Genomic DNA, 25,492 nt, shown 5'->3' on the forward strand with positions numbered 1-25,492 from the left:
CATTTTTCTCGCTCCTTTATTTGTTAGGTAAATTTAGCGATTAATAAATTTCAACTTACATAAAAGGGAATAAAAAAATCCCCCAATTTTTAATCGGAAGGATTAGTCTCTCGCTTATACTAATAAGTACTTATTAATCATTTGAATCATGACAAATAAAGTATGAAGTGAATTATAAAAATGGATAGACTAACCCTATATTTTGTAGTTTGAAGTTATAAAATTCAACTTAAAATATAAATTAGTTAATCATTATTCATCCATCATTCCTTTCATCATTCTATTTTTAGAGTAACATTCTTTTGGTGGAGATGCAATATCATCTTCACTTAATGCTAGATCATTTATATTTCTTTGGTTAGGTCGATATAACATTACATCTTTTTTATAAACATCGTATTTTTGTTCCAGATGTCACGTCTTTTGTCCATTAAAAGGGGAGGTATTTGAAATTGACATCACCTCTAGTTGTAACTATAATGGTTACAGTTAGTTTGGTAATTTAATTCGAATTTCTAAGTTAATGATAGTATATTTTCCTTCTTTCTAAGTGTGACAATAAGCGACTAACTATGTTGCAATGGAAGGTTAGATGCTATCTCATATTTAAAGAACAGTTAAGTTGTATCATTCAAATTTACGATGAGTAAATAAGACTGCGGTATGTAGAAAGAAATCTTTTAAAAAAGGTCATAATATGGAATGATAGGTAACACTCATTTTAATGAATACGAGCTGTGCCTTATCAAGTCATTTTTAATAAAAATCTAGAAAAAATCAAGAAGGTGGTCCATTGCGCAAATATTCACATGTACAATTTTATGTATTGATATTAGCTCTAATAGCTTATTTAAGCTTTTGCTTTATATTTTTATTTGTTTTTCCGAATCACTATTTTGTATCAGATTTTAATATACGACTATCATCCTTAGTTGTTGAAATTACAGTATTTATCTCATTACTTTACTCTATAGCGTCAAGAAAAATTAAACTAGGAGTCTTTTGGGTTTGTATTACAATTGCAATAGGGTGTTTCTTGATAGGGAATTTTATATCTGCTTTTCGAGTACTTAATGTAGAATTACCAATAGAAAATTTTAATATCTCTGATGTATTTTTGTTGTTTTTCTTATTCTTCTTTCTCCTTGCGTTCTTTTATAAAATCATTATGGAATGTAACAAGTGGGAAAAAGCGTATTTAATTTGTGATTTATGTATTGTTGTTACTGCTATTTTTACCTTAGAGTGGTACCTATTTAATAAACCTTCTGCAAATATCTTATTCTTATCAATTGGAGATGTTTTTCTTTCATTTATTTTCCAAATTATAGATCTATTGCTTCTTTTACTAGGAGTTAGCCTTATCTTCCGACCAGCAATTTTTAATGCGAAAAGTAAATTATTTATTTTTATTTTAGTATTAACAGGATTGTCCATTACAGACTACTTATATTTCTATTTACAAGATGGTTTATCATATCGTTCACTCATATTATTAAGGTGTTTGTATAGAGTTTTTCTATTATTTATTGCCATTGCAGCTACTATCCCAAGGAGTGCAACTTCTAGAAGAAATTATTTTATTATTAATCCGACATTTGGAAAGAAACTTCTTGTCATATTCCCTTATCTTGCAGTTGCAATCTTAATTGGTTTTACTTTGAAAGAGCAAACTTCTTCATCTACACTGATTACGGGAAATTGTATTGCCTTTGTATTTGTACTGATTCGTCATACAATTGTACGCATGCAAAACAAAGATTTAACCGAAACATTAAAAGTGTTTAATAATCAATTAGAGCAAAAAGTATCTCAAAGAACAGCAGATTTAATAAAAAAATCTAATGATTTGGTAAAAAATCAAGAGAGGTTTAAATCCTTATATGAGTATCATCCAGATCCTATATTAACAATTGATCCAAATGGTATCGTATTAAATATAAACAAGTCTGGAAGTATATTATTAGGAAAAGATAGTGGTGCATTAATAGGAAAAGAGTGCTTCTCTATTTTTTTAGATGAAGATAAACTTGAATTGGAAGCAGCTCTAAAGAAGGGGAAACGATGTAGTTCGTCTTCATTACAGTTACGTGTGAAAAATAATAATGAGAAGGATATACATTTTTGGTATGTCACCATTGTTCCTATTATGATAGAAGGACAAACTTTTGGGAGTTATGTAATGGTAAAAGACATAACAAGGATGAAGCAACAACAGGATGAGATAAACTATCTAGCATTTCATGATACGGTGACGGAGATTAGGAATCGAATATTCTTCCAACAAGAATTAGACAGATCCATTGAGCGTGTACAAAAAACACAGGATAAGTTTGGACTCCTGTATATAGATTTAAACCGCTTTAAGACCATTAATGATACACTGGGTCATGCAATTGGTGACAGTGTTTTAAAAGAAGTTGCCAAACGTTTTAGGACATGTCTGTCACCAACTATTCCTTTAGCAAGAATAGGGGGAGATGAGTTTGCAATCATTGTCCATAACAAAACAGAGCAACAGCTATTGGATTTGAGCGGAATACTATTTCGTATAACTGAAAAACCATTTGTAGTAAATCAACATAGCTTTTACTTATCTCTTAGTATAGGAATAGCGTTGTATCCATTTGGAGGAACAAATGCCAAAACACTTTTACAACATGCTGATATCGCCATGTATAGTGCAAAGGAAAAAGGTAGCAATGCTGTTTGTATGTACGACGAGACATTATCTCAAAAAATAACAAGACGATTACGATTAGAGCAGGATTTACCAAATGCAATTGAGAATAATGAATTGTTTTTATTGTATCAACCTCAAATTGATAGTAGGGCAGGTAAGGTTATTGGCGCAGAGGCATTAATACGTTGGCAACATCCAGAGCTGGGGCTAATTTCACCTTTTGAGTTTATACCTATCGCGGAAGAAACATCGCAAATTATTTCAATTGGAAAATGGACGCTACAGCAAGCGTGTCTACAGCTGAAAGAATGGCATTCTGCAGGTTATACAAATCTAAAAATGGGGATAAATTTATCAGCTATAGAGTTTGAACAGAAAGATTTTGTTCAAACGATTATATCTACCATAGAAGAAATAGGAGTACCAGCTAATTTGATTGATTTGGAATTAACAGAGCGAATTGCCATGGTAGATGAAAAAGAAACTTTATCGAAGTTAAAAGCATTAAAATCATATGGTGTACATTTATCAATTGATGACTTTGGTACAGGATATTCTTCATTAGCGTATCTACCTTTATATCCAATTGATACTTTGAAAATTCCAAGAGAATTTGTGAATAGGATTGGAACTTCAAATGATGGAGATGAAATTATACAAACTATTATTTCGCTAGCCCATACTTTAAATATGAAAGTGATTGCGGAAGGAGTAGAAACGAAGAAACAATTAACAGTGTTACAACAAAATGCATGCTATTTAATTCAAGGCTATTATTACAGTAAACCTGTAAATGAAGATGAGTTTCTCAAGTTTTTAAGCAAGGAATAAGTGAGAACTATGTACATGTGAAGTAAAGGGAAAAGAAGTTCTACCTATATTAAGTAGAACTTCTTTTTGAGTTAACTAGCAGTTAGGTTTCCAAAATATTTTGCATCAAGATGTATCATTATTCAAGCTGTTATCTTGTTCTTCAGTGATTCCTTTTTTATGACTTGTCTTCTCGTCTAGAAATTTGAAGGAATAGTATTACAGTTGCAGGTCATACTATCTAAAGTTATTTTATTATTTATCGTTTATTACATTTGAAATGACTTTTAATGTGTATCAGCACGTGATAAGTAAATTAAATAAACAAAGGCCCTGTAAAAAATCCAGGGCCGGATACAGGGTTAAGGGAACGCATAGTTTCTTAGTAACATATTAGCATAAACTTTTCATTTAACTACATAAGAGTTTTGACAACTTTAAGAACAAGATAGAGGGTTTTTAAGAATAAATACAGTACTGAAAATCAGAGTTGTGATTTAAATTAGTGTGGTTATAACGTTAAAAAATAGATGAGTATTTTAATTATAATAACTTTTAGGAATGTATATGTAAGAAATGTTTTTTGATTAGATTAAAAGAGAAATCTGATAATTTATTATATGTTATACCCGAATAATTTTAAATCTTCTCCTGAGTCCGAAATTATCTTTTCGAACTGCAATCCTACTTTTTCTAAAAGCTTTCCTGAATTGATGTTATCAATAGTAGTAATCGCTACAATTCGTTTCATACCTAGGTTCTGTACACCGTAGTCTATTACAGCAGAAGCGGATTCAAAGCCATACCCCTTTGAACGGAATTTCTCTAAAAAGGCAAAGCCGATATCGACATCTTCTAATGAATCTCTTTTAATAAGACCGCACATACCAAGTGGAGTGAAATCTTCTTTTCGCTCTACTAAGTAAAGACCAAATCCCATTTTATTATACATATCAACGGGTCCGTTTAAGATGTATTTTTTTGCATCTTCTAAATTTTTAATCCTTTTATCACCAATAAACTGAATCCATGCAGGATCGTTTACTAATTCTAGAATAAATGGAGCGTCTTTTATATCAAACCAGCGAAGAACGAGGCGTTCAGTTTCAAGAACTATCAATCCATTGCACCACCTTTAATAGTTATAACAATTAGTATGGGTTGCGAAATACAAAAGTGCAACATATTTTAATTATGCTCTACTTGTTCACATAAAGTTCGTTTGTTTTGTATAAAGGGATATTTTATAATTAGGATTGATTGTAAAGAGTGAGATACTTATACAATGACTCCTAGGTAACTAGGAGTTTTTACTATATAACTATCATTATTACTAAATATGACACACTATACATTCTACTCAAGGAGGTACATAATGAAAAAATTATATAATGCATCTTTTACGTATTTGATTATCGGCTTATTATCAGGGATTTTCGCTAGGGAGTATGGAAAGTATAAGGGGATTGTAGGATCTACTTTGTTAAATCTTTTGCATACACATACACTTGTACTCGGCTTTTTCTTCTTTTTAATTGCTTTAGGATTAGCAAAAGTATTCGCGTTTCATGAAGCGAAAAGTTTTAATAAGTGGTTTGTTTTACATAACATTGCATTAACTTTAATGTTAGGTTCATTAGCAGCGAGAGGGCTACTTCAGCTAAATGGAGCGGACTTTAAGGGGTTAACTTATATTGTAGGATTTTCCCATTCGTTAATGGCAGTTACTTTAGTTTGGTTTATGTTGTTAATAAAGAAGTCATTTAAAATATAGTTTTATAGAAAAGAACTTGCAATATTTATTGCAAGTTCTTTTTGTTTATTCGACAGTAGGAAACGAATTTCATATGTATAAAACTTGAATTATTTAATTTTTCGGATTATTATGTATGAAATAGTTAACATATTTTGTAATTCAAATTTATAGAAAGTAGGCGAGTGTACGATGGAAATAACGGTAGAGCGTTTAGTAAATGAATTAAAGAGTGTACTTCCCGAAGATCGAGTAGTTGTGAATACGACAGTAAGAGAGTTACATAGTAAAGATGAATCTTATCATACTAGTAGTTTACCTGATGTAGTTGTTTTTCCGAAAACGACTGAAGAGGTTAGTAGGATAATGAAAGTAGCGAGTGAGCATGGAAAACCTGTCGTTCCTTTTGGGGTAGGTTCTAGTTTAGAGGGACATGTTATTCCATATGAAAAAGGAATTACAATGGACTTTTCGCTTATGAATAAAATACTCGAAATAAGAGAGAAAGATTTCCTTGTAAGAGTACAGCCAGGAGTGACTCGCTCTCAGCTTAATAAAGAATTGAAAAAGTATGGATTGTTTTTTAGTGTAGACCCAGGTGCAGATGCAACGTTAGGTGGAATGGCTGCCACAAATGCGAGCGGAACGACAGCAGTTAAGTATGGGGTAATGCGTGATCAAGTTCGTGATTTAGAAGTCGTTCTTGCTGATGGGGAAGTAATACATACTGGAAATTTAGCAGCAAAGTCATCATCAGGTTACCATTTAAATGGTGTTTTCGTAGGATCAGAAGGTACGCTCGGATGCTTTACAGAGTTAACATTAAAAGTATACGGCATACCAGAACATGTTATGGCTGCGAGAGCATCGTTTCCAACTATAAATAATGCAGTAGAAGCTGTTATTAACATACTACAAGCGGGTATTCCAATTGCAAGAATTGAACTTGTAGATGAATTATCTATGAAACAAGTAAATCATTATAATGAAACAAGTTACAGGGAAGAGCCTACACTGTTTTTAGAGTTTCACGGTAATGAAGCAGGGCTAAAGCAAGATATTGAATTCACGAAGGAAATTGTTTTTGATCATACATGTAAAGAAGTTGCTTTTGAAACGGAAACTGCGGCGAGAAATAAATTATGGGATGCACGGCATAATTTAGCGTACTCTTACGTTCATAGTTATCCTGGTAAAAAGCTTATGAGTACAGACGTATGTGTACCAATTTCAGAATTAGCTGGTGCAATCCAACATGCGAAAGAGACATTAGATAAAGTAGGTCTTGTCGGTGGTATTCTTGGGCATGTAGGAGACGGGAATTTCCACGTGCTTTTAATGGTTGATCCGAACGATAAAGAAGAAGTGGAAAAAGCGGACGAAATAAACGAAAGTATCGTTTTATATGCTCTTAAACGAGGTGGAACGTGTACGGGAGAACATGGTGTTGGAATTGGAAAACGGAAGTACCAAGAAGAAGAACATGGGGCGGCATTACTCGTAATGGAAAAAATAAAGAAAGCTCTTGACCCACAAAACATTTTGAATCCGAATAAAGTTTTTCAGTTGAAGGATAGGGGATGATTGGGTGAAAGTACTAGAAGCGATAAGTAATATAGCTGGAAAGTATTTTGCATTTTGGGTTATTTGTATGGCAGCTATTGCATATTTCATTCCTGGACCATTTCTCGGGTTAACTAGTTACATAACAATTTTACTCGGGGTTGTAATGTTTGGGATGGGATTAACATTAAAGGCTGTTGATTTTAAAATCATTGCTACAAAACCATTGCCAGTTATTATCGGTGTATGTGCTCAGTTTATCATTATGCCACTTGTCGCATACGTACTAGCCTACGTTATGAAGTTACCAGCCGAATTAGCAGCTGGATTAGTGTTGCTCGGTTCAGTACCGGGTGGCACTGCATCAAATGTTATGGTTTATTTAGCAAAAGGGAACTTAGCGTTGTCTATTGCAATGACGTCATTATCAACGTTACTAGCACCAATTGCTACACCTCTTATTTTATTATTACTTGCGGGACAATGGATGCCAGTAAATGCTATGTCTATGTTTCTTTCTATCGTACAAGTCATTATCCTACCTATTATTTTAGGATTAGTAGTGAAGAAGTTTTTCCCTAAAACTGTTACGAAAGGAATGACTGTTATTCCTTTAATATCAGTTGTAGCAATTATTATTATTGTTTCTGCAGTTGTTTCAGCGAATGTAAGTAGCATTACTTCTTCAGGCCTGCTTATCTTTATTGCAGTGATGCTTCATAATGCATTTGGTTTTTTACTCGGATATATAACAGCATTCGTACTTGGACTAGACGAAGGAACAAGAAGGGCTATTTCAATAGAAGTAGGAATGCAAAATTCAGGCTTAGGTGTTGCGCTGGCAACGGCGCATTTTGGACCAGCAGCTGCACTTCCAAGTGTATTAGCAGCAGTATGGCATAATATTGCAGGGCCGATATTAGCAACCATCTGGTCAAAAAATGCAAAGAATACTTTCAGTGATGAAAATTTATCGGTAAATATAGAAAAATAGGAATGATAAAGAATGCAAAAACGTATTGTACATTTTGAAGGGCTGGTTGTTTTCGTAGCCACAATTTATGCGTATTCAATATATGAATTTAGTTGGATTATATTTTTGGTTTTCCTTTTAGCCCCGGATATATCCATGTTAGCATATGGTATAAATAATCGTGTTGGTGCTAAAGTTTATAATATATGTCACACATATACTATATCTATATTAATAGCTATCATAGGTGTCTATTTTAAGATAGATACCGTTATAATGATTGGCTTAATATGGACAGCACATATTGGGATGGATCGAATGTTTGGATATGGATTGAAATATGAGACGGATTTTAAAGATACTCATATTCAAAGGTTATAAATTGTTTTGGGGAGATAGATACATTGAAACAGAGAATAACTATCGAAGAATATAATATCCTATGGGAAAGTGAATTTTATAAACTACAATCGCTCATTAATAATGTAATAAAAGAACTTGTTTTGTCCATTGAACATGTTGGGAGCACATCTGTTACAGGACTTGCAACAAAACCAATATTAGATATTGATATAGTAATAGCAGAGTACAAAATTTTTCCTGAAGTAGTAAAAAGGCTTGAAGCGATAGGATACTACCATCAGGCAGAATGGAGCTTCAAAGGAAGAGAGACGTTTGGCAGAAAGGATGCTTTCGTTCCGTGGCACGTGGAAAGTACAGTTTGGATGGAACATCATTTATATGTTTGTGATAAAAATAGCGAAGAGTTAAGAAAACATTTAGCGTTTCGGGATTATCTTCGTGAACATGAAGATGTTGCTGGTGAATATGGGCGTTTAAAGGAAGAATTAGCAAGAGAGTCGAAAAATAGAGCGAGCTATAGCGAAGGTAAGACGGCATTTATTACAAATATATTAGAAAAAATAAACTAAGGCGGCATGGAATACATGCTGCCTATTCTTTTGAAATAGAACGCTGCCATTATAAAACAAATACAAACTGGCCCTGTTGAATGCTACGAGACTTAAATATAATGAGAAATAAAAGACCGGAAAAGAGGGAGCTTATGTACATACCAAAATATTTCGCAATACAAGATGAAGAAATGAAGTACGAAATAATTGAACAAAATAGCTTTGCGACATTATTTTCTCAACATAACGGGGAACCATATGCAACGCATTTGCCGTTGTTATTAAATAGGGAGACTCTAACTTTACATGGCCATTTCGCACGTCCGAATGAACAGTGGAAAGATAGTGGGAATCAACAAGTACTAGCTATATTCCAAGGGCCACACAGTTACATATCGCCTTCATGGTATGAAACAAACGATGCAGTACCAACATGGAATTATGTTACAGTGCATGTATATGGAGAGTTGGAAATTGTTGAGGATGAACAGGAATTAATAGATTCTCTTCAAGATTTAGTACATAAATATGAAAATCCACAGAGTACCTACTCGCTAAATGAGGTAGATTCGAATTATAGGGCAGGATTAAGTAAAGGTATAGTGGGCTTTAAAATAAAGATAAATAAAATAGAAGGAAAAGCGAAGTTAAGTCAAAATCATTCTGTAGAGAGACGGAATTTAGTTGTGGAGGAACTTGAGAAAGTTGGTAGTGAGGGGAGTAGGGGGATTGCGGAGTTGATGAGAAAATAAAGTTTACTTGAAAGGGAAACATTCTAAATAAGCATATTTAAAAAAGACCTTCTAAATTGAAGGTCTTTCGTTTTTTAAAGTGCTTTTACAGCTGCTGTTGAGTTGTAGTCTTTACTTACGTCAACGGATTGAACAAAGTCAGGTCTTTGTGGTGCAGGGAAATCTGCATGACTTGCTTGGTATGTAAACGAGCTATTTACCCCAATAGACACAATTCCAATAACAGATAATCCTAGTAAGATAGAACTGATTTTTTTATCATTTTAATGCCCCTTTCTCAAAAGTTTTTTCTTTTGCTTGTAACGCTTTATGAAAATACTCACTTGCCTTTATGTGATTATTTTCATTGTAAAGTTTAATCGCTAATTTTTCTGAGTATTCTTGAGTGTAGTTATATAAAAATTCTTTGTCGAAATACGCAATTCCTTCAAGAATAATATTTTCTAAGTCTTCAGTTGACTCATTATTGTTAAGAGACTCTAAAATTTTAAAGTGAAGCATATATTCTTCATTGTTTAGTTCTGTACAAATTTTTAATCCTTTTTTTATGAATTGATCAGCAATATTTATTTCATCAAGTTTAGAATGTTCCCTGGCTTGTAAGAAAATTGCTTTGAAATGGGTAGGCATTTTTGTCGTTACTTCAGATAGATGACGAATAGCTAGTGTCGATAAGTTTTGATTGGCATATAACCATCCTAAATTATTACGTACTCTTAAAAGTAAAGATTCTTCATTTTGTTTTTGTAAAATATTGATTGCAGAGTTGTAGTGTTCTTCAGCTTGCTCGTACTGTCTTAATTGTACACAGGCTGCTCCTATAACACTTTCGCATGAAGCGACATTTTTTTCGTAATCTCTATGCATGAAAAAGATTTCTCGTGCTTTATTAGCATATTGAATTGCTTCAATAGGTTTATAAAAATGTTGATTAAAGATAGCGAACCGGTAATTAAATTCTGCTTCCTCTAGTTTATCTGAAACATTTCCTAGTAGTTTTTCAGCATTTTCGTAATGTTCGCTAGCTAAGTTATAGTTTGTTGTTATGGTAGCATGAATAGCTTTAAATAAATGATAGTAGTAAGAAAGTGAATGGTTAGATGAGATGGCATAAGAATCTATCTTATCAAAACTATGTTTTGAAATGCTTAAACCATCTACTAAAACTTTATATCGAAAATCTAGTAAGGAATGATATAATGCTAAGTTTTCATCTTCCTCAAAGTTTAGTTCCTTTTCCTCAATTTCATGCTTTAAGTTTGTCGCCTGAGACACATCTTGTTTAAGCATAGCTAAATACCAATCATTAAATAATTTCGTAATTTGTTCATTACCTTGTAGTTGAACGTTCATGAAATCCCCTTGCTTTTTGAATATTCTTATAAAATATAGTATCAAAAATAACAATATTTAGAAATGATGTTTTATATTTCTCAACATTTGTATAGTAGAGTTATTATTAAGCTCATTGGAATAGAGTGGATTTTATTTTGGGTTAAAGAAAGAGCAGAGGAAAGAGTATAAAAAAGATGTGTTTATACAATTTGTATGAACACATCTTTATATATATTAAACAATCAAGTCCCACAAAAAGTACGATAAGGACGATTCGTCGGTACAGGTGGAACGCAGTATTCTTCTTGATCTGTAGCATACGCATAAGGATTGGATAGCGCTTCAAGAAGTTTTTCCATTACGCTATAGTCGCCATTTGTGACAGCTGCTTCTAGTGCTTCTTCTACGCGGTGGTTCCTTGGGATGATGGATGGGTTATTATTTTTCATCATTTCGTAGGCGTTTTCCTTCGATTCTTCTTGTCTTTCTAATCGAGATTGCCACAGTTTGTACCATTCTTTAAATTCAGGACTTTCAAATAGGGCTGTATTTTCGATCGTATCAAGAGTTAATGAACGGAATGTATTTGTGTAATCTGCTTTATGTTTCTCCATCATTTTTAAAAGTTGCTCAATAAGTGATTGATCTTGGTCCTCATTGCTAAATAGTCCTAATTTCTTTTTCATTCCAAGGAACCATTGGTTTTCATACTGTACGCTAAATTTTGAAATTTCGTCTTGAGCAATCTTTAATGCTTCTTCTTCATCTTCATGTAGGATCGGTATTAAAGATTCTGCTAATCGCGCAAGGTCCCATGCGGCCATATATGGTTGATTTCCATATGCGTAGCGACCTTGTGTATCAATAGAGCTAAATACAGTTCCTTGGTCGTAATTGTCCATAAATGCACAAGGGCCGTAATCAATCGTTTCTCCACTAATCGTTATATTGTCAGTATTCATTACGCCATGTATAAATCCAACAAGTTGCCATTTAGCGATGAGACTCGCTTGTTTCTTTATGACTTCTTGTAGTAATGCAGTATATCGGTTTTCATGAGCCTCAATTTCTGGATAATGCCTTGTTATCGTATAGTCAGCTAGTGATTGAAGATCCTCGATAGAACCGCGAGCTGCAGCATATTGAAATGTGCCGACGCGTATATGACTGCTAGCGACTCTAGTTAAAATTGCTCCAGGTAACTTTGTTTCACGATATGTTGGTTCGCCAGTTGTGACAACTGCTAAACTGCGGGTAGTTGGAATATCGAGTGCATACATTGCTTCACTAATAATATACTCGCGTAGCATCGGGCCGAGTGCCGCACGACCATCGCCGCGGCGTGAATACGGAGTAGGACCAGAACCTTTCAGTTGAATGTCAAAACGTTTACCTGACGGAGTAATTTGTTCACCTATTAAAAGCGCGCGACCGTCGCCTAACATATTAAAATGTCCAAATTGATGACCTGCATACGCTTGTGCTAATGGATGAGCTCCTTCTGGGAGTGCATTACCAGCGAAAATAGCAATTTCAACTTCTTTTTTCAATTCTTCAGGATTAAATCCAAGAGATATAGCTAGTGAATGATTTAGTTTAACTAACTCTGGTGAACTTACGGGAGTAGGGGGGATTTCTGTATAAAATGATTGTGGTAAAGTCGTATAACTATTATCTAAATTCCAACCAGCTTCATTATTTTTAGTCATTTTATCTCCTCCTTGTTTATTTTTTTATTATGTATTTGTACGTATGTATTCTTTGTAAAATTAGCTAAAAGTATAATATGATATTTCCCCTTGCAATCTATTGTAAGGACTTCACTGTACTATGTCTATTTAACAGTAATAATATAAACTCCATTTTAAGAAAATGGAGTTTATATTATTACTTTATTTTTACAATTATTTTTCCTTTTGCTCTTCCAGCCTCTGAATATTCCATTGCTTTTTGAGCATCTTCAAAAGGGAAAACTCGATCGATTACTGGTTTGATTTTTCCTGCCTCAATATAATTTGCGATAGTGCGTAATTGATCCCCGCTTGGCTTCATAAATAAAAATGAATATTGCGCATTATGATTCTTTTCAAGTGCAGTAAGTTTTCTACTTGCTAATGAAAATAAGAATGTTTTAAAAAATCCGGAACCAAATTCTTTACCGAAACGAGCATTTGGCATTCCTGAAACGGAAACGATGTTGCCGCCGCTTTTTATAATATTGAATGATTTTTCGAGTGTTGTCCCGCCGATTGTATCAAATACTGCATCATAATCTTTTAGTATTTCTTCAAATTTTTCTGTTTTATAATTAATAATCTCATCTGCGCCAAGAGACTTTACTAAATTCGCACCAGCTTCACTTGCAGTCGTTGTAACGGTAGCGCCCATTATTTTTGCTAACTGAATTGCGAAAGTACCAACACCACCAGATCCAGCGTGAATTAAAATCTTTTGTCCTTTTTGTAAGTGCATGATGTCATGTAGTGCTTGATAGGATGTTAAGCCAACGAGAGGGATCGATGCTGCTTCTTCAAAACTTAAATTTTTAGGTTTTAAAGCTATATCATCCTCATGAATGGCTATATATTCCGCGAAAGTACCGATTTTATTTTTTCTTGGGCGTGCATATATTTCATCACCGACTTTAAAGTGAGTTACTTTTGATCCAACCTGCACGATGACACCGGAAAAGTCATTCCCAAGGATTAGGGGCATTTCATATTTAAGTAACATCTTCACTTTTCCATCGCGTATTTTAAAATCAATCGGGTTAATACTAGCTGCATGAATTTCTGCGAGCACTTCATACTCATTTATTTCAGGAGTAGGTACCTCTGCCATAAGCATTGGAAATTTCCCATATTTATCAATTATCATTGCTTTCATTTCTTATGCCTCCAAATTTCAATAAAAGTTGTGCAATAGCTTTTCAATATCCAGTACAAGATTTTTTAATACACCTAATTTTGTACGTATATCAATATAATAAAAGTTTTTTGTACCTTCTTTTCGCATTAAAATAATACCGGCTTCTCGTAAAATCCTTAGGTGATGTGATACCGCTGGTCGAGAAAGGTGTGTTTTTTTCGTAATTTCTCCTACACGTAATCCGGTTTGACATTCCGTTTCCATGAGAACGAACAAAATAGCTTGACGTGTTTCATCGCCAATTGCTAATAATACTTTTTGAGAATCAATAAAATCTTTTTTTATAATATTTAATTGTTCTTGTTTATTCATTTCAATCACTTTACCTCCTGGTAATTAGTCGAAAGGTTTAAGATGATGAACCATTACATCGATACGGTAATGCTACATGATTGGTGCATGAGCTGCAATATTGGGAAAGAAAATCGAGACGAATGAAATTTGATGTGTTGAAAATGGTAGGGGATAGAAAAGGATAGCATATTAAAATGGATGAAGTTTAAAAATAAAAAATGATTTAATAATACGTTGTTTATAAATGATAGAGGGTAAGGATTTTTAAAAAATACGCGGTCGTAACCCCTTATAACTTTACAGGGTTACGACCGCGTATAATGTTTTTATTATTTTGGTGTCTATAAAGTGAGTTCTTTTGTTTTACTCTTTCATACATGCATAATTCAAGCAGATTATAGATGTATGAAAAAGTAAAAGTAATTTGGGGTGTAATCTATCTATATGATAATTTAAAATGAAATATAAGTCTATATCTTTGTTGTTTTTTTGATTATATTTATGTCACTGAGCTCAGAACAATGATGTGGAGGGTAAATTTATGAAATCGAATTACGTACCAGTTTTAATTGTTGGAGGAGGAGTATCAGGATTAGCATCTGCGCTATTCCTTGCAAAACATAACGTTGATTATTTACTGGTTGAAAGGCACCCGTCTACTGCAATTCATCCGAAAGCAGGTGGAATCACTTTTCGTACGATGGAGTTATTTCGAGAATTAGGTTTAGAACAAAGAATTAGATCGGCGGGTAAAGCGTTAGAAAATTGCCGAGGAAGAATAGCAGTTCATACAATAGTTGAGGCGAATAAGGAAGAATTGGCACAAATGAGGGCCAATCAGTATGGAAACGATGAAAAGTTACTTCAAAAAATAGAAGAGATTAGTCCATCAAAACAAACGGCTTGTTATCAAATTATTTTAGAAGAGATGATGTTACAAAAAGCGAGAACATTAGGCGGAGAATTATCTTTTTATCATGAATTAGTTTCTTATGAACAAAATGAGCACGGAGTAATAGCAACGATTCGGAATCGTGAAACGGAAGAAGAAAGTATTATTCATTGTGACTATGTAATTGCAGCGGATGGAGCGAAAAGTAAAATACGTGAGCAGCTAGGGATAAGTACCGAGGGACGAGGTACAATCGGTGGCTATTATATGAATATTTATTTTGAAGCGGATTTAAATGAGTTTATACAAGGAGATGCATTTGGTTTTTCTATGGTACTTCATCCGGAAGTTCTTGGTGCGCTTATTCCAGTTGATAACGAAAGAAAATGGATTTTCCATGTATCCTACGATCCATTAAAAGGAGAGGAGCCAGAGGATTTCACTATAGAACGTTGTAAACAAATTATTCAAACAGCAATTGGAAGTACAAAAATCGAGTCAGAAATAGTAAGTGTTTTACCGTGGGAAGCGACTGAAAGTACAGCCGTGAAATTTCAAGATAATCGAATCTTTTTAGTTGGTGATTCAGCACATATTATGCCGCCAACAGGAGGATTTGGTTCAAATACAGGCATACAAGATGCACATAATTTAGCTTGGAAATTAGCGGCTGTTATAAAAGGGAAAGCAAATCCAAAATTGTTAGAAACATATTATGAAGAGAGATATCCTGTTGCAAAATTAACGACGGAGTATGCGAGTAGTTTATTGTTCCGTGCTGCGAATAGAGAGGAAGGCAGTTTGAATAATATGGATGGATTAGCTGTAACTGTTGGGTATCACTATTGTTCAGAGGCGATAGTAGATGACTCAGCTACTCCACATAGAATGGATATCGTAGAGTTGAACGGAAGACCTGGAACGCGAGCACCACACTTTTGTGGAACGTATGATGGAAAAGAAATTTCTATACTTGATTTATTAGGAAATGATTTTGTGTTACTTATTGGAGCAGAAAATCACGCTTGGGCCGAGTGTGCACAAGATGTTTCATCTGAATTAGGAATAAATATAAAAGTGTATCGAGTAGGTTTAACCGGAGACTTTATTGCTCAAGAAAATGTTTTTCGTGAATTATATGGGATAGAGAATGAAGGAGTTGTACTAATTAGACCAGATGGATTTATTGGATGGCGTTCCAAAAAAGCGGTGGTAGATTCAGCTGTAATGCTGGAGGAGGTAATGAGTAATTTATTATGTGATTTTTAAGTAACTATGGGCGCATTGTCTTATATGCTCCACTGCACTGAAAAAATAATATTCACAAATTTTAATAGGTTTGGTATGATTAATTTCGACAAGTTAATCGAGGCCGGAGATATTTGAGATAAGCCATAGATTTATTTAGGGATACAGAAGTGTCCTCTAAATAAATTATGGCTTTTTTTTATTGGTGAACTGTAATCAATAGGAAGTTCCATGTGAATAGGAGGGATATAGAAAATAAATAGTATAGTAATAACATAGGGGAATTGTATTTGTAAGATTGGAATTTTCATATAAGCTTATAAAAATAATGAAAGTATATCTTCTATTTCGTGTAAATCTCATTAACTTGTTGAAATTTGCAACGTAGGAAGGGTTAGAAGGATGAGAAAAATTATTAGCGTGTTAGTTATTTTCTTTATGACGGGAAGTATCTTTGCTGGGGGAGCTGTTCATGCAAAAGCAGAAGGGAAGCATGAATGGAATACGAATAAGTTTTTAAATATTGCACATCGCGGAGCAAGTGGACATGCACCTGAGCATACTTTTGCTTCTTATGATCTTGTGAAAAAAATGAAAGCGGATTATTTGGAGTTAGATATTCAGTTAACTAAGGATGGCCAGTTGATTGCAATGCATGATACAGCAGTTGATCGTACTACAAATGGTACAGGTGAAGTACGAGATAAAACATTAAGTGAAATAAAGAGCTTAGATGCAGGATCTTGGTTCAATAAAGCTTATCCAGAAAAGGCTAAGCAAGAGTATGTTGGGCAGAAAGTTCCGACTCTTGAAGAAATCTTCCAAAAGTACGGAAGAAGCATGAAGTATTACATTGAAACAAAATCACCAGATGTGTATCCAGGAATGGAAGAAAAATTGTTAGCGTTGTTAAATAAATATAATTTAGTAGGTCAAAACATGTCTTCTAGCCGTGTTATGATTCAATCATTTAGTAAAGACAGTTTAACAAAGATTCATAGTATGAATAAAAATATTCCGTTAGTTCAATTGCTTTGGTATTATCCAAATGAAAACAATGAGATTGTTGAATGGTCTGGAATTACACATGAACCGAAAAGTGTAACGAATGATGATTTTCAAGAAATTAAAAAGTATGCAGTTGGTATTGGTCCAAACTTACGTAATGATGACGGAGAACTAATTATTGATGAGTCATATATGAAAATGGCTAGGAAAAATGGACTGTTAATTCACCCTTATACAATAAATGAGAAACCAGATATGAGATTGTTAATTAAATGGGGTGCTACAGGAATGTTTACAAATTATCCTGATCGATTACATAGTGTACTAAAAGAAAAATAAGTGAGATAGGATAAAAGGTATACCGACGTTTTGGTATACCTTTTTCTATTATGCTAGATTATAGTAGTAGGATACATATTCTTCTAAGCCTTGAACTTCTTTTTCAGGTGGCACAATACCGCCTTTTCTACCGTAGCAAATATTTCTCAAGTATTCTCCAAAAATCATAGAGCGACTCTTCTCATTATCCATCCAATTATATCTATTAATGATAAACTCATCATCGAAACTTGTATCAAATGTATATGGAATACAAGTAACAGTGTTAGGTAGATGTTTTTTTAATACTCGATATTGTCGACCAGCTCCTAAACTTTTACATACAAAGAGTAACCGATTAATTTTTGTGAAATCAAAAATCTTTTTCGCTTCCATTACATTAGCGATAGAATGAAGGGAGTTTGTCTCGAAGATGATAGCGTCTTTTGGTATGCCATGTTCAATTAATTTATGTACAATTACTTCTGCTTCTGACAAATCCCCGTAATTCCAGCTCGGATGTTTCATGCCATGTAAACTAGTACCACCTGTAACGATAATTTGATTTCCTAAACCTTGTTGATAAGCTTCTAGAGGAGCTTGCCAATTGCCGGGATGAGAACCGCCGAAAACGAAAATAGCATCACATTTGTGTGGTGTTATTTCTTTTAGAAAAGCGATTTCTGTAATTTGATCGATTTGTTTTTTCGTAAGAGTAGGGACATCAGGATATTTAGGTATTAACATGTAAAAACCTCCTATATAGTAAAATGATAGATTCATTATATAGCGATTTTGTTAAGTGGAAAAAGGGAAGCTTTTCATTTGAAAGTACCCCTTTTAAGATAACTCTCCAATAAACCAAATCTCTTTTTTATCGATTGCATCTTCATCATAAATGACTTCTTGAAAGTGCAACATTTGGGCAGTAGGACAAATTGAAATTCCCCATGTCTTCCAAAAATCAGATTCATTTGCAAGAGGAATCCATTTTTGAAATTCACTATTTCTATTAAAGAAATTATGAAAGTACCCCTCATTTTTAAATATAATGATTTGCGAATCCCACAACCTTTCTATAGAAATCAAAACAACAACTCTATATGTATGTGTATCGCTCGGTTTTATTTTTATTAAATGATTTGCTTGATTTAATAGAGTTTGTATACATAATCGTTTTACTTTTCTAGGCGTTTTACACGAATTGATAAAAGCTTGGGAAACTGGTAATGGCATATACCAATATTCATCGTCATAGAAAGCAGAAGGGAACGTTTTTGTATGTTCTTCAATTCGCTGTATCATAGTGTTTGTTTTACGCTTCATCCCACGCATTTTCTTTTCACGCACTGTTAAATCATCTCCATAAATTTTTGTAATGCAGCTGAGTGATATATGTCTTTTCTAGTAACAAAAGTAGTAGGAACATTTTTGAATCTATTAGGTAAAGGATTAAATGATAAGTTATGTGCATGACCATTTAATATAGATTTCATCATAATTGCTACGCCCATATTTGATTTTACACAGGCGAGTATCGCTTCAATTGTTCCAAACTCTAATACTCGTTTAGGCGAGATGCCTTCTTCTTGAAGCCAATCTTCTAATAAACTTCTATAATAGCAACCGTGACTAAAAGCGAGTAAATTCATATCTTCTATATTTTTAAGAGAGGATAAAGTTTTTTTACTAATGAGAACTAATTCTTCTTCACGAAATACATTTGTATGAAGTTCAGTATGCTGAGTAGATCCTGCTATAAACGCTCCGTCTAGTTTTCGTTCTAACACAAGCCTAATTAGTTGTTCGGTCGTATTTGTTTCTAAAATCAATTCGACTTCTCTGTATTTCTCATAATAGGCCGTTAATATAGATGGCAGTCTTACCGCGGTTGTAGATTCTGTACATCCGATTTTCAAAGTACCTTTAGGATCAGTTCCATTACTTTGAACTGCTTTTATAGATTGATCCATTAAGTGGATAATTTGTTTGGCGTATGTTAATAAAATCTCACCGTTAGAAGTTAAAGTTACCCCTTTCCCGTTACGGTAAAATAAAGGCACACCTAATTCATTTTCTAGATGTTTCATACGCATTGTTACGCCTGATTGTACATAGTTCAAATTTTTCGCAGCGTGAGAAATATTACTCTCCTTAGCAACTTCGTAAAATACAGTTAAATCTTTTATGTCCACGTATTTTCCCTCCGAAAAGGTATCAATTTTTTTGATGGATTATATGATGAACCTTTATTTTATATGATATCAGAACTTTCATACAATGAAAGGGGATGGAGGGATTATTGTGTTAATTGAAGAAAGGATGAAAAGTAATCATAAGTGGGTTATGTTAATGTTTGCGACGATTGCTCAAACGACAGCGACACTTATAACATATGGTGTCGGAGCTTTCTCTTTATTTTGGAAAGAAGAATATGGGCTTACAAATATGGAGAGTGGATTGTTAGTAAGTGTTGTAAATGTGGGACCGTTATTTTGTATGCTTTTTGTTGGGCGGTTAATCGATCAATATAATGAAAAGTTGTTGATTTCTATCAGTTCATTTTTGCTAGGAGGTTCGTTTTTACTAACTAATATAGTAAATGGATTTAATGGTCTGTTATTTGTACTTTTATTAGTAGGAATGTTTTATAGTGTTTCCCAGCCAGGAGGAAGTAAAGTGATTTTAAAATGGTTCCCAAAAGAAAATCGCGGATTAGCGATGGGAATAAGGCAAGCTGGTATACCGATTGGTGGTGCGTTAGCGGGAGTGCTAATCCCGTTTTTTACAATACAATATAATGTGACTTACGCAATAAATAGTATGGCATGCATTTGTATAATTGGAGGATTATTATTTTTTATGTTATATAAAGAGCCATATGTTCAAGAGGATGATAGGAAAGAACATATTAAAATTTCTTTTTGGATGCAGCTAAAAGTAGTGATACGTAAAAAAGAGTTGTATCCAATATATATAACGGGTATTTGCATGATTTCATTACAAATGGTGTTAGTTGGACACTTCATGAAATTTTTAGTAAGAGAACAATCTATTACATCTATTGTAGCTGGAACAGTATTTTCAGTGATGTTCTTTTCTGGAATGATTGGCCGTGTTGTATTAGCAGCTAGTAGTGATTTGTTTTATAAGGGGAATCGGTATAGGCCTTTATTTATAGCTGTTTGTGCTTCTATCGGTTTGATTCTATTGTTAGTAATGGGCATACATACAGTAACGAGTGGAGTATTGTTTGGTGTAAGTGCATTGTTAGGCTTTTTTTCAATTGGATGGTTTAGTCTTTTTATCGTCGAAGTTGCTGAATTGGCAAGTGAAGAATCTGTGGGAATAACAGTTAGTTTGGCACTTACATTCAATCAAATTGCGATTATTGTTACACCTGTTTTATTTGGTTATATTGTCGATGAGAAAGGATATACGTATGCGTGGTTGTGTATAGTGATATTATTAAGTATCTCGGCAGTGAGTTTATATCGTAAAAACAAAAAATAAAAGAAAGTTGGCAATGTAAATTTTTTATGAAGAAAGTCTAAAGAAATGCCGAATGAGCGACATTTCTTTTTTTATATGTTGTATAATCAAAATATAAATGAGATTCGTTTTCAATAACGTTCATTGCCTCTTTTGAAATTGCCTGTAACTTTAGCCATAATGAGTTGTTTTTCTGTATCGTTATGTGCATGATTTATTTTGTTTAAAAATTTGTCAGCATCATTTCCTTTTAATATCATAATTCGTTTTCCGTAATATTCAATTAAAACTATGTTGTTTTTTGTTACCCTGTAATGAAACATCATATCATCTAAACGATTGCGTCTATCAGTATTTTTCATGTTTACAACTCCGTTCTTTATGATATGTAACAAATGTTACATAAGGTGTTGAAATTATAGTAGGGTGTATACGATTGTAAGGTGGAAATTTTGCAAGAAAGAAATACAATAAAGAGTAGCCAAAAACTGAATATGAGAAAAAGGAATCTAGTTGACTTGGGTGAATAACAGATAGATAATATTATAAAATATTTGAAAATTAAAAGATATAGAATAGAATGGATGCATGTTAAGTGAAACTAGATAAAAGAGGGTTCCAATTATGTTAAAGAAATGGTTAATTGTTTTCTTTATTTTTGCTATTTTTTGTGGGAGTGTCGTTGCACTAATACATGCAAATAAAGATAAGAAATATGATATAAAGGCATTTTCTAATTTAAATAGTAAGAAAAAGGGCGATATGCAGGAAGTCGATGCAAATGAGAAAAAGCGCTATGAAGTTGCAGCTGGAAAACTAGATCAATATTTAAAAGATAAAGGATTTAATGGAAGTGTTCTTGTAGCTAGTAAAGACCATGTGATTTTACGAAAAGGTTATGGGTATGCGAATGTGAAAGATAAAGTAGTAACAACACCAAGAACGAAATATCGCATTGGTTCTATTACGAAAACAGTCGTTGCAATATCTATTATGCAGCTAAAAGAAAAAGGGAAATTAAATATTGAAGACAATGTAAATAAGTATATTCCATCATTTCCGGCAGATAAAAACATTACGTTACGAAATTTGTTAACACATACGTCTGGGTTGCCAGATCAGGGACAAGGTAGGGTTGATGCGGCGTCACGATTAAAGTTAGTAACGTGGATTGGTGCACAAAAATTGCAATTTCCTGCAGGGACTGGGTGGAAATATACAGATTATAATTATATGGTGCTTGCGTATATTGTAGAAAAGATATCGAATAAACCGCTCGCTGAATATGTGAAAGAAAATATTTTTACTCCTGTTGAAATGCATGAATCTGGAATGGGTGCAACTCTCCCTGAAGATATTTTTTTAGCAGAAGGTTATACGAGAAAAGATAATGAGTTAATAGCTGCACCCCGCTTAAAAATGAACTGGTTGTATGGGTGCGGTGAAATGTATACGACTGTTGAAGATATGAAAAGATTAGATGAGGCTATTATGGATGGAAAACTGCTATCTAAACAAAGTGTATCAGATATGTTTACTGCATCATCTGTAAGAAAATATGGATTTAGTTTCTATACTAATCCAGATTATTATCATAATCATGGTGTATTAGCTGGTTGGAATACATTTAATAATTTTAATCGGGATAAACGAACGTTTGTAATATTATTCTCTAACGTACAAAATGGTATGAATGATACGTTTAATCAGGAGTTTAGGAAAATGGCGAATGATTTAATAGAAGGAAAGGGAGCATGAAAGAGAAAGAGCCTCTAGCGAGAGGCTCTTCTTTTTTATAATGCTGAAAATTCTTCAACAAGTGAGCTGAAACGATTTAGTGCACTTTCAATTGGTTCTGGTGTAGTTAAATCAACACCAGCTTTTTTCAGTAAATTTAATGGATAGTCCGAACTTCCACCTTTAAGGAATTCAATATAATGTTTTTGAGCATTTGGATCGCCGCTCAATAACTTATCAGCAATTTGGATTGCAGAAGCGAATCCAGTTGCATATTTGTACACGTAAAATGGACGATAGAAATGCGGTATTCTAGCCCAGCCGTATTTTACTTCTTCGTCAAATACGAGAGAGTCGCCATTATACTCTCTAAACAAGTTTTCATAAACTTCGCTAAAGACTTGGGCATTTAATGGTTTACCTTGCTCAGCCATTGAATGTGTGATTTTTTCAAACTCAGCAAACATGATTTGTGTAAAGAAAGTGCCTTTAAATTTATCGATGAAATGGTTTACTAAATGATTACGTACATCAGCATCTTTGGCTTCTTTTAATAAATGATGAATTAATAGCACTTCATTTACTGTAGAAGCGACTTCTGCGACAAAAATAGTATAGTGTGCAGAAATTCTTGGTTGGTATCCGTGTGAGTAATGTGTATGCATGCCGTGTCCACATTCATGAGTAAGAGTGAAAAGGCTATTTAAATCATCGTGATGATTTAAAAGAATGAAAGGATGAACACCGTATACACCAAAGTTATAAGCGCCGGAACGTTTTCCTGGTGTTTCTCTTACGTCGATAAAGCGTTTATCTTTAAAGCTTTTTAATGTTTCAATATATTCTTCACCTAATGGAGCTAGTGATTCGATCATCATGTCAAAAGCTTTGTTATATGGAATGTCTTGTTTTACACCCGCTACTAAATCAACGCCCAAGTCGTATTGACGTAGTTCATCTACATTTAATTTTTCTTTTCGAAGTTCATTATAAGTATGTAGTGATTGAATATTTTTTTTCGTCGTCTCAATTAAATTTTCATATACTTCTTTCGGAACCATGTCGCCAAATAATGACTTTTCTAAAGCTGATGGATATTTTCTTAGCTTTGAAACAGTAACATTATTTTTAATTGCAGCAGATAAAGTAGAAGCGATAGAATTCTTTAATTGAACGTATGGTTTGTAATAAGCTTTATAGGCTTCTTTACGTTTCTCGCGATTTTCATCTTCTATTAACTTTGCATACATTCCACGCGTTAGAGTAACTTTTTCTCCTTCATCAGTCGTCACTTCACCAAATAGTATATCTGCATTATTTAACATGCCGTATGTATGTTGTGGGGAGGAAAGTGCTTCGCCCATTTGTGATAAAATCTCTTCTTGGTCCTTATTTAATACGTGTTTTTTATAACGGTACAATTCAAATAAGTCTTCTTTATAGTATTGTAAACCTTCTGCTTCTTCTATGTAAGAATGTAATGTGTCTTCATCTACGCTAAGTAAGAATGGAGAAAAGAAAGATTTAGCTGCACTTACTTTCACGTGTAATTGTGACACTTTATCGACAAGCGATTGGGCGTCAGTATCGCGCGTATCAAGATCAGATTGTAATCGTGCATAAGCAAACATTAAAGATATTATGCTAGATATTTCTTCGCTCTTTGTTAAATAAGCTAATAAGCTATTACCGTCGTGAATATTGCCATTAAATTCGTGTAATTCTTTCGTTAACACTTCAATTTTATGAAAATCGTTTTCCCAATCTTCAATTGTATGGTAGATATCCGTTAAATCCCATTTCTCTTTCTCATCTACTTGTAGTCGATCTTTAAGTTCAGTCATAATCATTTCCTTTCTAAATATGTAGTTATATTCCTATATAACTATGAAATACAACAAATTGCAAAAAATCCCTGCTGAAAATTGAAAAGCCTTGCTAAAATGGCAAGGCTTGAAAAATTATAATGTAATTCCGAATTTTGAATGTAAAAGATTTTTATATTGCCCATTTGTAACGTTTTCTTTCGTTTTTTTACCGTTTTTCGCTATTGTCAGACTATCCTTTGTTAAAGATGCATGCCCATCTTCAGTTAGTTTTACAATAAGAGGTACTTTGTTAAATGGTGAGCCTTCATGTTCAACGATAATTTTTTGTGCTGCATTTGCTTTTTCTTCAGTGACTTCTTCTAAATAAAATGCATAGCCTAACGTCCAATCATCAGCAGAAGATTGATCCAAAAACTCATTATTTTTACGCATCTCTAACATGTAGTTTCCCTTTTCGGTCATTTCTTTACGAATACGATAATCTCCTGTAACGGAGTGAATGACTTCACCTGAGAAAGGGACAGGTGCAAGTGGTAAGTATGATCCGAATCCTACTTCAATTAAATAAAGTTCATTATGATGTGTTAAAACGGTTGCGATATGTCCAGAATCAACAGCCCATGTAGAATTTGCTGCATTGTACACTGTTCCTGAAACGAGATGAACATCAAATCCAGCGTCTTTAAGGAAGTAGTACATAGTAGGATTAAGTTCATAACAAAGACCGCCACGGTTGTTTACTAAAATTTTTTCTTTTAGATTTTCTTTTGATATTTCTGTAAAGTTGTTTTCGAGTATATTTAAGTTTTCAAAAGGGACAGTTTGTGCCATCGCGTACATAATGTTAGGTAAATCTTCAAATGAAACATTGTGTTTTTCTTCTATATGTAATCTTGAAAAAAATTGTTTTTGAAAGTCGGTCATAGAAATCCCTCCATCATGCTTTTATAGATAAATTGTAAA

23 protein-coding genes are annotated in these 25,492 nt (G+C 33.5%); 11 read left to right on the forward strand and 12 right to left on the reverse strand.

Translation table 11 applies throughout. From position 1 onward, the window contains the following. Positions 1-793 precede the first annotated feature (793 nt). On the forward strand, positions 794-3,514 hold the full coding sequence (locus tag MNO09_RS12505) for a sensor domain-containing protein (RefSeq protein ID WP_088107052.1): 2,721 nt from the start codon (positions 794-796) through the stop codon (positions 3,512-3,514). Between the two features lie 595 nt (positions 3,515-4,109). On the opposite strand, the gene MNO09_RS12510 is transcribed toward MNO09_RS12505, so the two are convergent. After that, positions 4,110-4,613 carry a GNAT family N-acetyltransferase gene (locus tag MNO09_RS12510; RefSeq protein ID WP_000636228.1) on the reverse strand — a complete coding sequence of 168 codons (504 nt, stop codon included), beginning with the start codon at positions 4,611-4,613 and terminating at the stop codon, positions 4,110-4,112. Between the two features lie 255 nt (positions 4,614-4,868). Between MNO09_RS12510 and MNO09_RS12515 the strand changes: the two genes are divergently transcribed. The 6 genes from MNO09_RS12515 (at position 4,869) to MNO09_RS12540 (ending at position 9,448) form a co-directional block, all read left to right on the forward strand. Continuing rightward, on the forward strand, positions 4,869-5,267 hold the full coding sequence (locus MNO09_RS12515) for a DUF2871 family protein (RefSeq protein ID WP_000737901.1): 399 nt from the start codon (positions 4,869-4,871) through the stop codon (positions 5,265-5,267). A gap of 171 nt (positions 5,268-5,438) precedes the next feature. Further along, positions 5,439-6,830 carry an FAD-binding oxidoreductase gene (locus tag MNO09_RS12520; RefSeq protein ID WP_000406962.1) on the forward strand — a complete coding sequence of 464 codons (1,392 nt, stop codon included), beginning with the start codon at positions 5,439-5,441 and terminating at the stop codon, positions 6,828-6,830. A 4-nt stretch (positions 6,831-6,834) separates the two neighbouring features. After that, a complete protein-coding gene (locus tag MNO09_RS12525) occupies positions 6,835-7,803 on the forward strand; it encodes a bile acid:sodium symporter family protein (protein ID WP_000865849.1) in 969 nt (322 codons plus the stop codon). 12 nt (positions 7,804-7,815) lie between these two features. Further along, positions 7,816-8,163 (forward strand): DUF4260 domain-containing protein, encoded by a 348-nt coding sequence (locus MNO09_RS12530; RefSeq protein ID WP_001172050.1) that lies wholly within the window; start codon positions 7,816-7,818, stop codon positions 8,161-8,163. Positions 8,164-8,186: 23 nt separating this feature from the next. Then, entirely contained in the window at positions 8,187-8,714 is a 528-nt protein-coding gene (locus MNO09_RS12535) for a GrpB family protein (protein ID WP_000813616.1), read from the forward strand. 134 nt (positions 8,715-8,848) lie between these two features. Then, positions 8,849-9,448 (forward strand): FMN-binding negative transcriptional regulator, encoded by a 600-nt coding sequence (locus tag MNO09_RS12540; protein WP_000275782.1) that lies wholly within the window; start codon positions 8,849-8,851, stop codon positions 9,446-9,448. Between the two features lie 74 nt (positions 9,449-9,522). Here the strand turns inward: MNO09_RS12540 and MNO09_RS12545 are convergent, their stop codons facing one another. The 5 genes from MNO09_RS12545 to MNO09_RS12565 all read right to left on the reverse strand — a co-directional run bounded on the left by MNO09_RS12545 (position 9,523) and on the right by MNO09_RS12565 (position 14,032). Continuing rightward, positions 9,523-9,699 (reverse strand): Phr family secreted Rap phosphatase inhibitor, encoded by a 177-nt coding sequence (locus tag MNO09_RS12545; protein ID WP_080014144.1) that lies wholly within the window; start codon positions 9,697-9,699, stop codon positions 9,523-9,525. Positions 9,700-9,706: 7 nt separating this feature from the next. Next, positions 9,707-10,801, reverse strand: coding sequence for a response regulator aspartate phosphatase (locus tag MNO09_RS12550; RefSeq protein ID WP_001102706.1), 1,095 nt, complete (start codon positions 10,799-10,801; stop codon positions 9,707-9,709). A 224-nt stretch (positions 10,802-11,025) separates the two neighbouring features. Continuing rightward, positions 11,026-12,492 (reverse strand): protein adenylyltransferase SelO, encoded by a 1,467-nt coding sequence (locus MNO09_RS12555; RefSeq protein WP_000164905.1) that lies wholly within the window; start codon positions 12,490-12,492, stop codon positions 11,026-11,028. 178 nt (positions 12,493-12,670) lie between these two features. Further along, positions 12,671-13,669: an NADP-dependent oxidoreductase gene (locus tag MNO09_RS12560; protein ID WP_000646392.1), complete on the reverse strand. Its 999-nt coding sequence runs from the start codon at positions 13,667-13,669 to the stop codon at positions 12,671-12,673. Positions 13,670-13,687: 18 nt separating this feature from the next. Then, positions 13,688-14,032 carry an ArsR/SmtB family transcription factor gene (locus tag MNO09_RS12565; RefSeq protein ID WP_000571867.1) on the reverse strand — a complete coding sequence of 115 codons (345 nt, stop codon included), beginning with the start codon at positions 14,030-14,032 and terminating at the stop codon, positions 13,688-13,690. A gap of 514 nt (positions 14,033-14,546) precedes the next feature. Here MNO09_RS12565 and MNO09_RS12570 point away from each other — a divergent pair. Then, complete coding sequence (locus tag MNO09_RS12570) at positions 14,547-16,166, forward strand: FAD-dependent oxidoreductase (protein WP_000841691.1); 1,620 nt, start codon at positions 14,547-14,549, stop codon at positions 16,164-16,166. Between the two features lie 381 nt (positions 16,167-16,547). After that, on the forward strand, positions 16,548-17,492 hold the full coding sequence (locus MNO09_RS12575; protein WP_001226337.1) for a glycerophosphodiester phosphodiesterase: 945 nt from the start codon (positions 16,548-16,550) through the stop codon (positions 17,490-17,492). A gap of 48 nt (positions 17,493-17,540) precedes the next feature. On the opposite strand, the gene MNO09_RS12580 is transcribed toward MNO09_RS12575, so the two are convergent. From MNO09_RS12580 to MNO09_RS12590, 3 genes are all read right to left on the reverse strand, one after another. Further along, positions 17,541-18,218, reverse strand: a complete 678-nt coding sequence (locus MNO09_RS12580; protein ID WP_000906904.1) for a YdcF family protein — start codon at positions 18,216-18,218, stop codon at positions 17,541-17,543. Between the two features lie 93 nt (positions 18,219-18,311). Then, positions 18,312-18,821, reverse strand: coding sequence for a DUF3916 domain-containing protein (locus MNO09_RS12585; RefSeq protein ID WP_001208354.1), 510 nt, complete (start codon positions 18,819-18,821; stop codon positions 18,312-18,314). 2 nt (positions 18,822-18,823) lie between these two features. Beyond that, positions 18,824-19,666, reverse strand: a complete 843-nt coding sequence (locus tag MNO09_RS12590; RefSeq protein ID WP_000351720.1) for a LysR family transcriptional regulator — start codon at positions 19,664-19,666, stop codon at positions 18,824-18,826. A gap of 85 nt (positions 19,667-19,751) precedes the next feature. On the opposite strand from MNO09_RS12590, the gene MNO09_RS12595 reads away from it, so the two are divergent. After that, positions 19,752-20,984, forward strand: a complete 1,233-nt coding sequence (locus MNO09_RS12595) for an MFS transporter (protein WP_033657638.1) — start codon at positions 19,752-19,754, stop codon at positions 20,982-20,984. 110 nt (positions 20,985-21,094) lie between these two features. Here the strand turns inward: MNO09_RS12595 and MNO09_RS12600 are convergent, their stop codons facing one another. After that, positions 21,095-21,325: a hypothetical protein gene (locus MNO09_RS12600; protein ID WP_000798808.1), complete on the reverse strand. Its 231-nt coding sequence runs from the start codon at positions 21,323-21,325 to the stop codon at positions 21,095-21,097. A gap of 262 nt (positions 21,326-21,587) precedes the next feature. Between MNO09_RS12600 and MNO09_RS12605 the strand changes: the two genes are divergently transcribed. Next, positions 21,588-22,721 carry a serine hydrolase domain-containing protein gene (locus MNO09_RS12605; RefSeq protein ID WP_088107053.1) on the forward strand — a complete coding sequence of 378 codons (1,134 nt, stop codon included), beginning with the start codon at positions 21,588-21,590 and terminating at the stop codon, positions 22,719-22,721. A 35-nt stretch (positions 22,722-22,756) separates the two neighbouring features. On the opposite strand, the gene pepF is transcribed toward MNO09_RS12605, so the two are convergent. Continuing rightward, a complete protein-coding gene (gene pepF / locus MNO09_RS12610; protein WP_088107054.1) occupies positions 22,757-24,544 on the reverse strand; it encodes an oligoendopeptidase F in 1,788 nt (595 codons plus the stop codon). 117 nt (positions 24,545-24,661) lie between these two features. Next, positions 24,662-25,453, reverse strand: coding sequence for an arylamine N-acetyltransferase family protein (locus tag MNO09_RS12615; RefSeq protein ID WP_000129224.1), 792 nt, complete (start codon positions 25,451-25,453; stop codon positions 24,662-24,664). Positions 25,454-25,492 lie beyond the last annotated feature (39 nt).

Source organism: Bacillus sp. N5-665 (genome assembly GCF_022637375.2).
Taxonomy (GTDB): Bacteria; Bacillota; Bacilli; order Bacillales; family Bacillaceae_G; genus Bacillus_A; species Bacillus_A wiedmannii.

Bases quoted from the DNA above. Each gene is read 5' to 3' on its own strand.
- MNO09_RS12515 (WP_000737901.1), top strand. From the start codon at position 4,869: ATGAAAAAATTATATAATGCATCTTTTACGTATTTGATTATCGGCTTA.
- MNO09_RS12520 (WP_000406962.1), top strand. From the start codon at position 5,439: ATGGAAATAACGGTAGAGCGTTTAGTAAATGAATTAAAGAGTGTACTT.
- MNO09_RS12530 (WP_001172050.1), top strand. From the start codon at position 7,816: ATGCAAAAACGTATTGTACATTTTGAAGGGCTGGTTGTTTTCGTAGCC.
- MNO09_RS12540 (WP_000275782.1), top strand. From the start codon at position 8,849: ATGTACATACCAAAATATTTCGCAATACAAGATGAAGAAATGAAGTAC.
- MNO09_RS12550 (WP_001102706.1), bottom strand. From the start codon at position 10,801: ATGAACGTTCAACTACAAGGTAATGAACAAATTACGAAATTATTTAAT.
- MNO09_RS12555 (WP_000164905.1), bottom strand. From the start codon at position 12,492: ATGACTAAAAATAATGAAGCTGGTTGGAATTTAGATAATAGTTATACG.
- MNO09_RS12560 (WP_000646392.1), bottom strand. From the start codon at position 13,669: ATGAAAGCAATGATAATTGATAAATATGGGAAATTTCCAATGCTTATG.
- MNO09_RS12570 (WP_000841691.1), top strand. From the start codon at position 14,547: ATGAAATCGAATTACGTACCAGTTTTAATTGTTGGAGGAGGAGTATCA.
- MNO09_RS12575 (WP_001226337.1), top strand. From the start codon at position 16,548: ATGAGAAAAATTATTAGCGTGTTAGTTATTTTCTTTATGACGGGAAGT.
- MNO09_RS12580 (WP_000906904.1), bottom strand. From the start codon at position 18,218: ATGTTAATACCTAAATATCCTGATGTCCCTACTCTTACGAAAAAACAA.
- MNO09_RS12595 (WP_033657638.1), top strand. From the start codon at position 19,752: ATGAAAGGGGATGGAGGGATTATTGTGTTAATTGAAGAAAGGATGAAA.
- MNO09_RS12600 (WP_000798808.1), bottom strand. From the start codon at position 21,325: ATGAAAAATACTGATAGACGCAATCGTTTAGATGATATGATGTTTCAT.
- MNO09_RS12605 (WP_088107053.1), top strand. From the start codon at position 21,588: ATGTTAAAGAAATGGTTAATTGTTTTCTTTATTTTTGCTATTTTTTGT.
- pepF (WP_088107054.1), bottom strand. From the start codon at position 24,544: ATGACTGAACTTAAAGATCGACTACAAGTAGATGAGAAAGAGAAATGG.
- MNO09_RS12615 (WP_000129224.1), bottom strand. From the start codon at position 25,453: ATGACCGACTTTCAAAAACAATTTTTTTCAAGATTACATATAGAAGAA.